10 protein-coding genes, 1 tRNA gene and 1 pseudogene are annotated in these 13864 nt (G+C 62.0%); 6 read left to right on the top strand and 6 right to left on the bottom strand.

Annotation, left to right across the window (positions count from 1 at the left end; translation table 11 throughout):
* Positions 1-113 precede the first annotated feature (113 nt).
* A tRNA-Met gene (locus AC5RVD_RS02700) sits at positions 114-187 on the bottom strand.
* A gap of 1938 nt (positions 188-2125) precedes the next feature.
* Here AC5RVD_RS02700 and AC5RVD_RS02695 point away from each other — a divergent pair.
* The 3 genes from AC5RVD_RS02695 to AC5RVD_RS02685 all read left to right on the top strand — a co-directional run bounded on the left by AC5RVD_RS02695 (position 2126) and on the right by AC5RVD_RS02685 (position 5944).
* The gene (locus tag AC5RVD_RS02695; protein WP_494125868.1) at positions 2126-2650 is read left to right on the top strand and encodes a WxL domain-containing protein; all 525 of its coding nucleotides are present in this window, start codon (positions 2126-2128) and stop codon (positions 2648-2650) included.
* Positions 2651-2748: 98 nt separating this feature from the next.
* Complete coding sequence (locus AC5RVD_RS02690; RefSeq protein WP_494125867.1) at positions 2749-3792, top strand: hypothetical protein; 1044 nt, start codon at positions 2749-2751, stop codon at positions 3790-3792.
* An 811-nt stretch (positions 3793-4603) separates the two neighbouring features.
* Positions 4604-5944 carry a SpoIIAA family protein gene (locus tag AC5RVD_RS02685; protein ID WP_494125866.1) on the top strand — a complete coding sequence of 447 codons (1341 nt, stop codon included), beginning with the start codon at positions 4604-4606 and terminating at the stop codon, positions 5942-5944.
* Between the two features lie 10 nt (positions 5945-5954).
* Here the strand turns inward: AC5RVD_RS02685 and AC5RVD_RS02680 are convergent.
* The 3 genes and pseudogenes from AC5RVD_RS02680 to AC5RVD_RS02670 form a co-directional block, all read right to left on the bottom strand.
* Positions 5955-6239 (bottom strand): annotated as a pseudogene (locus AC5RVD_RS02680) (aldo/keto reductase); the annotation flags it as partial.
* 136 nt (positions 6240-6375) lie between these two features.
* Positions 6376-7092 carry a DUF2238 domain-containing protein gene (locus AC5RVD_RS02675; protein ID WP_494125865.1) on the bottom strand — a complete coding sequence of 239 codons (717 nt, stop codon included), beginning with the start codon at positions 7090-7092 and terminating at the stop codon, positions 6376-6378.
* 301 nt (positions 7093-7393) lie between these two features.
* The gene (locus AC5RVD_RS02670) at positions 7394-7954 is read right to left on the bottom strand and encodes a MarR family winged helix-turn-helix transcriptional regulator (RefSeq protein WP_494125864.1); all 561 of its coding nucleotides are present in this window, start codon (positions 7952-7954) and stop codon (positions 7394-7396) included.
* Positions 7955-8051: 97 nt separating this feature from the next.
* Between AC5RVD_RS02670 and AC5RVD_RS02665 the strand changes: the two genes are divergently transcribed.
* From AC5RVD_RS02665 to AC5RVD_RS02655, 3 genes are all read left to right on the top strand, one after another.
* Entirely contained in the window at positions 8052-8528 is a 477-nt protein-coding gene (locus AC5RVD_RS02665) for a general stress protein (protein ID WP_494121432.1), read from the top strand.
* Between the two features lie 24 nt (positions 8529-8552).
* The gene (locus AC5RVD_RS02660; protein ID WP_494126057.1) at positions 8553-8855 is read left to right on the top strand and encodes an SUMF1/EgtB/PvdO family nonheme iron enzyme; all 303 of its coding nucleotides are present in this window, start codon (positions 8553-8555) and stop codon (positions 8853-8855) included.
* Between the two features lie 270 nt (positions 8856-9125).
* The gene (locus AC5RVD_RS02655; RefSeq protein ID WP_494125863.1) at positions 9126-10415 is read left to right on the top strand and encodes an AI-2E family transporter; all 1290 of its coding nucleotides are present in this window, start codon (positions 9126-9128) and stop codon (positions 10413-10415) included.
* Positions 10416-10834: 419 nt separating this feature from the next.
* On the opposite strand, the gene AC5RVD_RS02650 is transcribed toward AC5RVD_RS02655, so the two are convergent.
* Both AC5RVD_RS02650 and AC5RVD_RS02645 read right to left on the bottom strand, forming a co-directional pair.
* Positions 10835-11074 carry a VOC family protein gene (locus tag AC5RVD_RS02650; protein ID WP_494126056.1) on the bottom strand — a complete coding sequence of 80 codons (240 nt, stop codon included), beginning with the start codon at positions 11072-11074 and terminating at the stop codon, positions 10835-10837.
* A gap of 780 nt (positions 11075-11854) precedes the next feature.
* Complete coding sequence (locus AC5RVD_RS02645; protein ID WP_494125862.1) at positions 11855-13429, bottom strand: aspartate:alanine exchanger family transporter; 1575 nt, start codon at positions 13427-13429, stop codon at positions 11855-11857.
* Between the last annotated feature and the right edge of the window lie 435 nt (positions 13430-13864).

Here is a 13864-nt window from a genome sequence, read left to right as displayed (position 1 = left end):
TCCATCGGGTCCATCTTCGGGCGCTGCCGGCTGGTTCCGGGCTGCGCTCCGGCAGGGGAGTAGGCCAAAAAAGTGGGACCCCGGCCTGAAACAGGCAAGGGTCCCACTAGTAGTTGCGGGGGTAGGATTTGAACCTACGACCTCCGGGTTATGAGCCCGGCGAGCTGCCGAACTGCTCCACCCTGCGGCGTTTCTGACTGTAAACCCCCCAGTTCACAAACGACAAATTTGGTGAGGGGCGTCACCGCATGCTTCAGGGAAGCCTGTTATTCAAGCACGACGGCGGCCGGGCGCCTTTCCTACGGCAGGTCAACGGCCGCCGTCGGCGGCCGTTGTAGTGTCCCGGGGTAGGAGCTGTTGCGTTCGAACGCGTCGGAAACGAGCGAATTTGCCCGCGGTCAAGGCCTATTTATCGGCGCACCAGAGCGTTTGGTGGCCCGGAGTTATACCGCAGAATCCCGCAGCTGGAACGGAGTCTAGACCGGAGGTATAGCTACCTTGCCCTTCCCCGTCATGACGCTGGCTCCACGCCCGACGGCGGCTCGATGGGTGATCTTCCCCTGGAAATTTCCGCCTGACACCGTCACTGCGAACCAAATCGAACGGGCCACGTGCGGCAGGCACGACAGCGCCGATGGGAAAGCGTTCCCGGGCGGCGTACGGCGAGCTTTGGCTGACTCCAGCGGTCGCGACCTCGGAGTGGTCTCAAGCCTTACGCCTGCTCATCATTGACATGCCGGGCGTCGCCGAGGTTGAAGCGCAAGCACTCGTGATCGAGCGTGGCGGCATCGCCTCGGCTGGCTGGAACCCGTTAGCGATCTCCGACCGACTCGGCTACGAGCTAGGGGGCGATCCGGAACCAAGTCGCCCACATCGGCGGGAACTTGCATCAAATTCCTAAGCGGCTCAACAGGGGCGACGCAATGACGGCAGCAGGGCTGTCTGAGGCATTGGTGGGTGTCGCCGCCATGAAGACTCTGCCTGACGAGATCGAACGGCGCATCGCGCTCCTTGTCGGACACGGTCTTCTGCCTCGCGGAGAGGTGTAGTCATGCCCGTCGTGGTGGCGAGTGCATCCCGCTCATCGCATGCCATATCATCAGCTACGCCCTCGACGACAAAGGCGATCAACAAGGCGACGGACGCCGACTTGGGCTGATACGTCCTGGTCTTGGTCCTGTACCTGACTAGAGCGACCGGGTCGGTGATAGAAGTGTCCCTGCCGTCAAACTTTGCGGTGAAGTCGAGTCCATCGACGGTCTCCACGGTGGCGATCCTGACCCGGACGCCCAGTTGCGTGCCGTCCTCGATGCTGAAACTCGTCCCGAAATGATGGCTCTTGAGGCTGCCAGCCTTCAGGGTCGTCCAACCGCGGACACCGGGGCGCTTGTAGGGGTGATGCAAGGAGGGTGCACAGACCGGGCATGCGATACAGCGGCGGAGCGCCTCGACTTCCAGGCGCGTTAGCAGGTTCGGCATCGCTGGGGGGGTGTCGCACAGGGTTGCGGATATCAACGTCATCTTCGATGACAACGGCCGTACCCGGATCACTCATCTGCATCTCCTCCTTTTAACTAGTTGAACGAGGCCGATGTCAGAGGGCGTCTAGGTCTCTGCAGAAGGAGGGATCTCTCTACTCCTTCCGGTTAATCGATTCCCCTCTGAAGCCTAGGCCGAGTCAGGCTCAACGAAAGGGCAGCCAGCCCTGCAAAGAGCCGAAGAACCCGAAGTGCAGACCCCTCAAACATGCGGGAACCATCAATGGTTCCACGATTGCCGTCGTCAGCCTCGGTGCCGACTGGTTGGCGATACTCCGAAACCCGCGCTCCACCTACGCGATGATGCCGCGGGATAGATGCCGGTGAACTATTCCGCAACTGAAAGCATCTAGCACGATGCCATTCCCGAAGTGCAGGCGGAAGCAGGTTCTGTTTTCAGGGGCATGCAAAGCCTGATTGCCGCAGTCGACACAGGTTTTGGCCAGCATTGAAGGCACTTCGAAAGGCTTCCCGCAGGATCGCTGCAGGAACCCTTTTCCAGGCTGGTCCGGGCGATAACTTCTAAGAGCCGACACTCGGCCACAGCGCCTCGGCAGTATCACATCAACCCTAAAGAAAGTACTCTTGTGCGTTTAGCAACTCGCCTCTCGTTCGTCATCGCCGGATCCGCAGCCCTGATTGGTTCCGTTGCCCTGCCCGCCTCGGCTGCAGACACCACCACCGCAACCGCTGAAGTTCCCTCCGGCACCATCTCCGTTAGCGCCGCCCCTGGCTCAACAGCCTTCGGCGCCATCAAGCCGGGGACCACAGCTACCGTCGAGTTGGCCGGTATCCAGGTCACGGACGAACGCGCCGGCACGGCCGGTTGGGTAGCCTCTGTAGCCTCAACTAATTTCGTCGGCGACACTCCGGACAACGTCATCTCGGCTGCGAATGCAAGCTATTCTGCGTCGAATGCAACTGTGAACGGAACCGCGACCGTTACCGCCTCCGGTACGCAGTCGGATCTGTCCCAGGCCAGGAACGTCCAGACCACCACTGCTGTGAACGGTAACAACGCCGCAGTCTGGAACGCCGCCCTCTCCCTTACCGTCCCCGCCGACGCGCTTGCAGACACCTACACCGCCGTCGTAACTCACTCGGTCCTGTAAGAAACGCTTCTCGACACGGAAGTGATTTTTGGGAGGGTGCGGCGCCGGACAAGCGCCGCACCCTCCCTACGAAAAGCACACCTCATTACTCTCGGCACATGACTGCTGCCACCTCTATCGAAATGGCCCCTATGAAACGTTTCCCACTCGCACTCGTCTTCGTGCTCTGGATGGCCGCGGCACTGGCATATCCCGCTGCCGCCTTCGCAGACGTCACAACTGCACCTAGCCCGGCACCAACAGGAATCGGCTTGCGGTTAGTCGATGTTCCCACCCACGCCCTGGACGATCCAAGGGCCCGCTCCTACATCGTTGACCACGTCAAACCCGGCACCACCATCGAACGCCGGATCGAAGTGCAGAACAACTCGGATACCGATCAATCGGTCCGGATTTACCCCGGCGCAGCCCGAATCGAAAACGGGACGTTCACAGGCGAAGAAGAGCCATCGCGAAACGAGTTGACGAGCTGGATCTCCCTGGAAAGCAACAAGATGGATCTGTCTGCCGGTGAATCGAAAATGGTCATGGTAACCATCGATGTTCCCGCCGATGCCCCCCAGGCGGAACTCTACGGCGCGGTATGGGCCGAGATAAGAAGCGAGAAGGCCAATGACACAAATGTCATACAGGCCAGCCGGGTCGGAGTCCGTATCTACCTCTCGGTCGGCGCGGGCAACGGTAAGCCTGCCGACTTCGACATTGGAACCTTGACCGCTACAAGAGATGCCTCCGGGAGGCCGCAGGTAAAAGCCGAGGTCACCAATACCGGTGGGCGAGCAGTGGACATCGTAGGCGAATTGCAACTCGAAAAAGGGCCGGGCGGTCTCTCAGCAGGACCCCTGGCTCTGGAGCGGGCAACAACCATCACTCCGGGCAGCACGGGAGACGTCATATTCCCTTTAGCTAACGAACTTCCAAACGGTCCTTGGGAGGCTCATCTTCGCCTGAAAAGCGGAACCATTGAAGAAGATGCATCAGCAGAACTGGTGTTTCCCGAGGCCGGGAAACAATTTACTGCACAGCCCGAATCAGACGTACCGTGGATGCCGATCAGCGTGACGGCCGGGATAATCCTTTTGGCTCTTGTCTTTCTGTTCGTTTGGCGTGCACGGCGTGTAACGGTGGATGACTCCAAATGAAATAGCGCGGGTGTCCCATCAGGAATCTCGGCCCAGGGTCGGGAGAACAACGGGCCGCCATTCTGCGAGGCCGCTGCCTGTTCGTCTCTGAAGCCACCGTCAAGCCCACTTGCGCAGTGCGTTGGAGGCTCGAACTCCGCACCCGCCTCCAGTTGGTCGCGTTCGCCCACGAACGCCGTCTACTGGGCGCCTGAAAACACAACAGACCAACGCCTCGTAACTGCTGCGGGCGCTGGTTCCCGGACCAGGTTCCGTGCAAATATCGCTGCCAGGAAAAATTCGAAGGACAAAACATGGATTTTTCAACTGTCGCCGTCCGTCTGACCTTTCTTCTGACCCTCGGCCTCGGTTGACTGTTCTGCCTCGCCCACGTTCTCATCTTCACCACCGTGCTGGAGCTGGTCGGCGCCGCACGGTTGGCCCTGACGGCTTGCAGGTGCTTGATAGAAAGTTTTGGCGGAGCGCATCGTGACCAGGCGTCCCAGTGGGTCTGGCGAGGGCGATCAGGGCTTGGTCCTGCCGTTGCTTACGTCGTTCCCGGTAGTAGCGGGCGCGGGGTCAGATTCTTCCATGCTGCGAAGGCGGACAGAGACAGGCCGCGTTTCGCACCTGCAGCCACTCTTATAACGGCCGGACTTGCTAAGAAAATGCTCGCTATATTACTAAGAAAACTGATTAGTTGAACTTTGCAGTATTCGAAATATAGGGACTATGCTTTGCAAGTTCGCGAGGAATCCTTTACCAAATACTGACAGAAAGCCAAGAAATGCCCGCTCCATCCCCACCCGTCAAGCGGGCAAGCAGTGAACGATTGCGCCTTCCCGACGCTAGGTGCTGTCCTCAAGTCGAATTGTTCCGGGACGACATCGTTTTTGTCCGGTGGCCGGTCGACGCCGTGATCAGGGAAGCGGACGCGCTCGAGGCGATAAAGCAAGTCGAAAAGCTGAGCAGTGATCAGCCCAAGCCCATCTTGGTGCACATGCACGGAATGAGGTCGGTCCATTCACGTGCATTGGCTAACTTCGCGCGCCGCGTCCCTGCCACACGCATGGCTCTCGTGGGTACTTCGCCGGTTGAGCGGACGATCGCGCAGTTCTTCCGAGCGGTCCATGATCCTTCCTACCCGGTGTCGTACTTCACCAAAGACGTACAGGCCTTGGAGTGGTTGAAAGGCGAGCGTTACAAGCCGACTCCTGCTGCTGTACCCGCACCGCAGAACGGGCAGAGTCACGTTTCCAACAACGCCGGCGACAAGGGGCACAGGAACATATTCCGCTTCTATAAGGCGGTGCACGGCCTCCGTGCACCGGTCGTGGAGCTCACATCCGCTGCCCTTTCCTCACCGGTTCGCCGCATCGCGGGCGATGACATTGCACACGAGGCGCCGGTTGTAATCTCAGCGGAAAGGCGACAGCTCCTCGCAACAGCTTTTCGGGGTCAGACCGGCGCCAAGACCTTCCCCATGGCCATTGCCGTCGCCGGCGTTCTGGACCATGTGAACCTGATGTCATTCGTGGAGGTGATCAGCCGCTGTTCACCTGCAGAACGCGGTCTAATCAGCGCGCACCTGTATCGGCACTACCGCCGATCCCCGGCCAAGCTCGCACTTTGGGTAACCACCGCCGAGCAGACCTACTTCCACGCCCGGGCGCGCGTTGCAAACAGCGGCATCCGGAGGGCACGGTTAAATCCAGGAAAAATCACGGCCGCCCGCATCACCGACCGCGACAGCGCCGGACACAATGTGCGACAAGAAGTCCGAGACGCCATCAGCCTGATCAACGGGCTCGTTCACTCACCGTGGCCCGGACAGGTCGGCATAGGCGCTCAGCGGAACATTTCCAGTCTCGGCGCCTCCCTGGCGCGACTGCTTGTGACCGAGGGGGACAAGCACGGTTTGACAGCTTGTTACCGCGAATACACCGACATCTACGACGCCCGATACAGCATCGTCGAGGAAGGCACAGGTCTGATCGATTTCGTCCTAAAGCACCCGGAAGCCACGGACCAGCTCTGCGACTACATTCGAAGCGGAAGGTACGACAACCCCCAAGCCCTGCTGCGCGCCGTAACCTCAAGTTCCCAGTTTCTACGTCTCCTGCCGGTCACTAAAGCAGAGCCAACCACGACCGCGCGAGACTCGGCAGCATGAGCCGGAGAAGGTTGAACAGCGAGTAGGCGGGCTGGTGGATCAGCAGGGGAGTGCCCCGGTTGTTGGCAATTTCTGTCGCTGTAGCGGTGCGTTCTGCTGAGTAGGAAGAGATGCCGACGAGGGCATTGCCTTGCCGGACCAGGGTGTCAGTGCCCCGATGGTCTCTTGGAGCGGAGTGTCGGCGTCGGCGCGGTGTGAGTAGAAGATGTCGACGTAGGCCGGCCCATGCGCTCAAGCGACTCGTCGCGAAGGCGCGGATGTACTTTCGGGAGCCCAGTTGCCCGTAGGGACCGGGGGGACCGTGGGCCTCATGAACCGTGCGTGGTCCCGACATGTAGCGGCGATCGGTGCTCGTCCTCCCCGGGCGCGCCGTGGTGCCGGGGGGTGCCGGTCAGCGGGGCCCGCCGTTGCCAGGCCCGGTGATTCGGGTCTTATCGTGTGGCGCCCTCGGTCACCGGAGCACTCCGGGGGGTGCCCGCGGCCGGGGTGTGCGCATTGGGTATCTGCCGAGGTGGTGGGCCCTGCGTCAGGACCTCGGTGGAGGGGAACGGTCCCTTGTGCTGGACGAGGAACAGCGTGGCCGCCACGATGATCGCCGACGCGGTTCCGGCGATCAGGTCCGTCATGGTGTCGAAGTTGGTGATCTGCGCGGTGGTGCCGAGCACGGCATCGGAGGCGAACTCCGCGATCTCCCACAGCAGGGCGACGAAACCGCTGAACGCGACGATCATCGCCGCCGCGAGCCAGGGCGGCATCGAGAGCCCGTGGCGGCGGCCGGTGATGCCCAGGGCAAAAACGATCCCGAGCGCGACGACGAATCCGGAGTAGAAGTGCACAACCGTGTCCCACGGTGTCCATATGGCGTAGAAACCCAGTTGGCTTCCCAGATACGGGCCACCGAGCAGCAGCACGGCGTACAGCCCCTGTAGGCGTGCGGGGATCTCAACGCGCGCCCACCGCTCCACCAGCAGAACCGGGAACGAGGCCAGTAGCAGTGCGACGGGGATGACGGCTGCGGTGGACTCGCCGCGGATGAGCGCGCTGAGTGCAGAGAGCGCGAAAAGGGCCTCGGCCGCGATCAGGGGGGTGTGCCGCCTGAGCGCGCCGCTGGACGTCACCCTTTCTCGTATTTCGTTGCTTTCACTCATTCAGTCATTCCTTCACAAAGCTTCATGGGAGCGGTTCGGGGCGGACAAGCACGCAGATGCCCTCCCCGACGACAGCAGTTCGGGAGCGGGAGACACACGTGGCAATACGGCGTCGCGACGTGGCACCGAGGACGGGGCAATGGCCAGCCCCCGGACTGCCCAGCCGCCAGCACATCGGGTGGCAGGTCCCCGAGGCCGTTTTCGTAGAAAGGAATCTCCCATTGCAAGGCAGCGGATGGGGGAGAGCGTCGCCCTGTCGCGAGTCGAAGACGGCGCGGAAGTCTCGGGCCGGGGGGGTTGTTTAGGGGTCGGGGCTTCTTTCCGGGTTGTGGGCTGGAGGAATGTCGTTGGGGGCTGCCGCGGTGCTTTGGAAGAGCCGGGGCGTGGCGGCGGAGAGTTCGTTGGCGAAGCGGACCAGCATGGCACCGAGGATTTCCCTGTCTTCCGGTGACCAGCTGGAGAGTATTTCATCGAACGCTGCCGCGCCGGCGGCGCCGATCTGCTGTTGCAGTTGAATTCCGGCGGCGGATGTCTGTAGGAGGGTCGCGCGCCGGTCGGCCGGGTCCGGCCGGCGGTCGATCAGTTCCCTGGCTTCGAGGCGGCGGATTTGCGGGGTCATGGTGGATTTGTTCACTCCCCACTGCGCGGCCAGGTCGGATAGCCGCATCGGGCCGCTCCTGGTCAGGTATTCCAGCAGTGCCGTATCGGTGGGCGAGAGGTCCTCGGCTTCGGGGCCGAAGACGTATCGGCGGATCTTTTTCCTGCTGGCCCATTGGAGCAGCAAGGCGAAGCCGTGGCGGACCTGAACCCCCGGTGTGGGCTGTTCACCGCCGGTCTCATTGTTTTTAGGAGAATCGTCCATGGAGCCACCCTACCAAGGATAGTTCGGTTCGCCTAACCGAACTATCCTTGGTAGGCTGGGACTATCCGCAAACGTAAGAACCACCGGAGGTAAGAACATGACCAGCGAATTATTCCAACACCAATCCCGTACATCCGTGCCGGGCGCTTCGGCTGTGCTGGCCGAGTTCAGCGACTATGTGCAGGCGCAGCGCATGGTGGACCGGCTCTCGGATGAGAAGTTCCCGGTCGAACACGTACGCATTGTCGGTCTGGGGATCAGCAGCGTGGAACAGGTCACCGGTCGGATGACCAAGGGGAAGGCCGCGTTGGCCGGCGCCGCCGGCGGCGCCTGGTTCGGCCTGCTCATAGGCCTGCTGTTCGGACTCTTCATTCCCGGCATTGTCTGGCTTAGCGTGCTGCTGGGCAGCGTGCTTATTGCGGCCGCGTGGGGAGCTGTCTTCGGTTTTATCGGACACTGGAGCACCGGCGGCCGCCGGGACTTTAAGTCGGTCAAGTCCCTTGAAGCCGAGCGTTACGCCGTCATGGTCGATGCCGAATACTTCGCCGAGGCATCTGTTATCGCCAACCGGTAACGGCAGAGGAGGCTCCGGTCCTTCCTGCCCGGGCGGCCGGCCCTCGCCAACACCTGGCAGGGACCGTTCCCCTACCGGAACACGGCCGAGGATGGCTGGCCGGCGACCTCCCCGGTCGGCGCCTACCCGGCCAACGCCTGCGAAAGCCGTGGACCTGATTGGCAACGATGGGAACGGACGGCCGACCGGTGGAGCTCCTGCCACCCCCGGCAGGCCGCCGCCTCCTCGTGCTGCACGCCGGGCGATCCCGGCAGACCGCACATCGGCCCAGACACCCGCGATGTCTTTGTGGTCAAGGGCGGATCCCACCTCTGCGCGCCCGAGTAATGCCTGCGTTATCGGCCGGCCGTCCGACAGCCCCGGACCGGGCCTCGGCCACCACGCACATCGCGTTCCGATGCGCCCAGGACACCGCGGTACTCGCGGAGCTGAAGAACAACGGGGCACACCGCTGCCCGGATCTGTTTCGCAGCCGCGGCGTTGTCTTTCTTCTAGCCGTCAGTAGTGGTGTCGCAGTTCATGCGTCAGGACCGGCCGCACAATAGCCCCGCACCAGATGACTACTACGGAGCGGAGCGTTCCGGCAGGATAAAGAGTATGGATTCCTCTCAGGACCGTGGGCGCCGGGCGCCGCAAGCAAACCGCGACCAGCAGGGCGAAGCCGAGGGCGGCCAAGCCTTAGGGCAGGGAGGATCGGGAGAATTCGCCAGAATATTCGCCGGGGCCGTCAAATGGGTGGCCGGGGGAATCGTCCTCATTCTTGGAGCAGCAGTTCTTTGGAATATTGCCGGCTACTTGTGGACCGTAGTTTTTCCCATCCTGCTGGCGCTGCTGCTGAGCAGTATCCTGTGGCCTGTCAACCGGCTGCTGCGGAAAGCGCTGCCTAACGCACTGGCGGCGCTGGTGATCATCGCGGCCCTGTTCGCGGTGATCTACGGCATCATGCGGTGGATGATTCCGTCCCTGCTGTCGGAGACCTCCGGGCTGGTGGAGCAGGCCCGGCAAACGCTGACCCAGATCAGTGCCTTCTTCACGGGTCCTCCGTTCAATCTGCAGAACGTGGATCTAAACGGGTTGATTGACACCGGACTGCAGCAGGTGCGGGAGAACTTCTCGGCCATCCTTTCCGGCATTACCTCCGGGATCTATAGCGGTGTGGGAACGGTGACATCGTGGATCATCATCTTTTTGCTGGTCGTTGTCTTCGTCTTCTTCAGCCTCAAGGACGGAGACAAATTCCTGCCGTGGGTCGCGCACTGGAGCAATGCCCGTGCTTATAGGCATATAAAGGCGGTCTCGGTGAAGGCATGGCAGACGTTGTCGGGGTATATTCTGGCTCAGGCTGCCGTTGCCTTCGTAGATGCGGTGTTCATCGGGCTGGGGCTCTGGATCCTGGACGTTCCGTTGGCACTGCCGCTATCGGTGCTGATTTTCTTTTCGGCCTTCATCCCGATCCTCGGAGCCATCGCAAGCGGTGCGCTGGCTGCCTTTGTGGCTCTCCTCTCCGGCGGCTGGACGACGGCGCTCATCGTGCTCGGCATTGTGCTGCTGGTCCAGCAATTGGAGAGCAATATTCTCCAGCCGATGCTGGTGGGGCGCGCGCTCCATATCCATCCCGCCGTCGTGCTGTCGTCGGTGACCGTGGCTGGCACCTTGTTCGGTATCACGGGCGCGCTCTTGGCTGCGCCGGTCACGGCGGTCGGCATCGTCGTGCTGCGGTACGTGCGCGACATCTCATTCACGCCGGCGAGTCCCTCCGCCGATGACACGGCACGTTCCGACGATGGTGCGCCGACGCCCATGGATGAGTCCCGGGACCGTGCGACGGACGACGACGGCGCGGGCGGTAGCAGAGCCGTCCGCGACACCGGCGCCGAGCGAGCCTAGGATCGGCGCTACCTACACATCGGACCGGCTTAGCGTCAAGGACTGGGACGCGCTGGCCGCGTCGTGCCGCTGCAGTTCCCGTGGAAGTTTGCGACCTCGTCGCAACCAAATTCTCCTGCTGCATGAACCACGACCACGAACTGCTCGCCGGACCGGAGGAAATCGAACAACTCCTGCTCGCCTCGTTGTTACAACGGATCTCCCGCAACGCAGAACGCCACCACTGACCCCTGCGCCGATTTCCCGACACGTTCCCCACACTTAGCGGCTTCAACCTGACGAGACCCCCCGCTGATAGACGGCCTCGAGTCCCCCGTAACGGCAGAGCGCCGCACTAGTCGCCGCGTCCGGCTTCAGTACTGATGCATAGCCGGTTGCCTTGGGCATCAGTGGCAACTACCCACATGGGCGCATGTTCATCATCGAGTGTTGCACCAACGCTTACCAGGGCATCCAGAGTGGGCGCTTTCGCTGAAGGGGACGGTGACATCCAGGTGTAAACGATTCATGTTGGGACTCTGGGACTCCTGAAACCAAATGGCCGGGCCCCTGCCATAGGGATCGATCAGGCTTCCGTCTTCCTGCATCTTGTAGCCCAGTGCAGTTCGCCAAACTTCCGAGATGGCTTCCGGGGCATCTGTGTCTATGGCTATCTCCACCGTACGCAAGAGTTCCGGGAGGGGCGTGACGCCAGTGGCTTGGGCCTGCTTCGATATTGAACGGGCCAGCGTTACGTCACGCGCCGTCACCCTGTCTCCGGCATCGTGCGAAGTGAGAGCGCGTTCCCCGCGCCGCGGATCCGGTGGAGGAAAGCGGTCAAGAAAAACCTGCGCCAAACCCGGCGGACATCCTGCTCTGGTGTGATCGAAACCGCCATGGCCCAGATTACCGTCGGGTCCGCAGAATGCTTGCACTGTTTCTCCCCGGCGGCAAGCACCCTGACCGTGGCGCGGGTCTGCACCGGGGGAGGGAGGGGGACGTCCTGTCACCCGTCCGGCCCGGCAGTTACTGGGCGTTATGACCAAGTGAGGGACCAGGAGCGTGCCTCACCCCACTTCTCTTTCATCGTGCCGTATCTGCAGGACAGCCTCTACCTGAAGATGCTTATGAGCAGCGCGTCCGGGTGATCCGGCTGATTGGGCGATTGGTCTTTTACAACCAGATGTGGGGACTTGCACTGTCGACTATTAACTGTTCGGTCGCAATGCACTCATGGGGCTGATGGATGGTGTCCTGTCCCGCACGGCGTTGGTTCTCATTTGGCCGGGTACTTCGGGTCAGAAGATCGTTCCTTTCGCTGTTGGCCGCCGTTGCATCAGTTCGCATCGACTGATGGGGGAACGGCATAGGGGGGCACGCTCATCAGAAGACACCAACAACGCGCACGACAACACCACTACAGGGCCCGCGGGCACACCCTGCAAAACCCGACTGTAGTACTAGAGGGCCAGCATTAATGGAACGGCAACGATCTTGAAGAGCACGGACACGGTGATCGTGGTGCTGTAACCGGTCATGATGCGGCTGTCCGAGGAGCGGCCAAGCGCGAACTGCAGGACCGCCGGTTGACCCAACAGGCCGGCAACCCCGCCGCTGGCCCGGGTGGCAGACTGGCCCCGTAGCCAGGTCATCAGGAACAACGAGCCGCATGCGGCAACGCTGACGATGACGGCGATCAGCACAGCGGTCAGCCCGTTCCATGTTAAGGCCGTCGAGGCGAAGGCCGGCCCGGAAGCGATGCCCACGGCGGCCAGGAACACCATCAGGCCGAACTGGCGCAGAGTGACGCTGGCCGGTCGGGGAAGCTGCCATAAAATGCCACTCGTGCTCCTCAGCGCACCGAGGATCAGGCCCATGATTAACGGGCCCGCTGCCGACCCCAGGGCGAACGAGGAGCCGCCGGGGAGGGGAACGACGATCAGCGCCGCGGCGTAACCCAGCGCCAGACCGCCCGCGGCGGCCACCAGGTCCACCTCCGACACAGTGCGGATCGAGTTGCCGAAGTACCCGGTGAGCTCGTCGATGCGTTCGACCGGGTGTGCCACCTCCACGACGTCGCCCATTTCCAGATAGGTCTCCGGGGTAGCGAGGAATTCCCTGTCAGCACGGCGGATGCGCGTGATGCGGGAATGGTGGTGGTCGAACAGCGGCAGCTCCCCTACGGAATTGCCGGCGATATCCCGGTTGGAGAGGGTGAAGCGGTGCAGGCCAACCTGCTGATCGCGGAAGAGGCGGCGGGGAACGCGCCTGCCCACAGCGCGGACCACCTCTGGAAGAGCCGACTTGGTCGCGAAGACGGTGAGGACATCACCGACATCGAGCTGGTCATCGTGTCCGAGAACCAAGGTGCGGTTGTCGCGGCGCACCGTAGAAATCCGCGCCTGGTCGCCTCCGAGCTCAATGAGGTCTTGCGCCTTCACAGGCTTCTGCACTTTTATACGGGCCACTTCCAGGACGGCATCGTCCGGGTTGAGCTGGTCCTTAGGAGCTTTCCAGTTGCGGCCCATGATGAGGGCGACCATGAGGATCGCCAGGACCACACCGGTGGGGTAACCCAGGGAGTAACCCACAGCCGGAAGACTGGATCCGGTCTGGGCCTGAGCCAGAGCCAGGGAGGGCGTATTGGTCAGCGCTCCCGCAAAGACGCCCACGGCGAATTCACGTGAGACATTCAGGAGTTCACCGGCAAGTACCGCGGCGCCAGCACCGATCCCCACGGCCGCCATGGCCGTGAGCATCATGCCGAACTGCTTCCTGAACTCCTTAAAGAAGGTCTCACCCGCTTCCAGGCCGACCAGGTAGACGAAGAGCCCCAGTCCGAGGTCCTGGAGCATCACCAGGTCGGCGTTGGGTGCCGGGATGATCGCGCCGATGATGAGTCCGACGAACAATGCACCGGCCGCGCCGAATTTAACGGGGCCGAAAGGAACGGCACCCAAGACCGCGCCCAGCGCAATCACCAGGAACAGCGTAAGGAATACGTTGTCCGCTAAAATGTCCAACACGTGCGTCACCGCCCTAGGAAACGTCTCCACGCAGCGCGACTGCAGGGACCTCTAGAACACCCGAGCCGCGAGCAAGGTCAGCAGACATTCAGTCCTCGTCGTCATTGCGCTTCGTGAACCATACCCGCGAAAAACGACTCTTCGTCGAGAACCTCCGATGGAACTGGCCCCGACGTACAGTCGCGCCTGATCTTGGGTTCCTCGGCGTTGTGACCGGAATGTCCGGCTTGTAGCGTGTTATATTACCGCAGCCGGACACGTCTCACTTGAGCTGCCTCCCGTCCCTCCCGGGGGGAACCGGATCAGTTATTGGGCTGACCCGTCCTGTCCGGCTTTGGTGCTTTATGTCCGACGTAGGCGCATTTCTGGAAGGGCCCTTGTCCATGAGGATGCGTAGGCGCTACAGAATCACTCCGATCCGGCAAGAGATGTGCGGTTGCCGCA

This window comes from Arthrobacter sp. THG-b23, assembly GCF_059091265.1.
This window is presented reverse-complemented; position numbering and strand designations above follow the sequence as displayed.

Excerpts from the sequence above, each read along its gene's own strand:
- AC5RVD_RS02665 (WP_494121432.1), top strand. The coding sequence starts at position 8,052 with ATGACCAGCGAATTATTCCAACACCAATCCCGTACATCCGTGCCGGGC.
- AC5RVD_RS02690 (WP_494125867.1), top strand. The coding sequence starts at position 2,749 with ATGACTGCTGCCACCTCTATCGAAATGGCCCCTATGAAACGTTTCCCA.
- AC5RVD_RS02655 (WP_494125863.1), top strand. The coding sequence starts at position 9,126 with ATGGATTCCTCTCAGGACCGTGGGCGCCGGGCGCCGCAAGCAAACCGC.
- AC5RVD_RS02670 (WP_494125864.1), bottom strand. The coding sequence starts at position 7,954 with ATGGACGATTCTCCTAAAAACAATGAGACCGGCGGTGAACAGCCCACA.
- AC5RVD_RS02675 (WP_494125865.1), bottom strand. The coding sequence starts at position 7,092 with ATGAGTGAAAGCAACGAAATACGAGAAAGGGTGACGTCCAGCGGCGCG.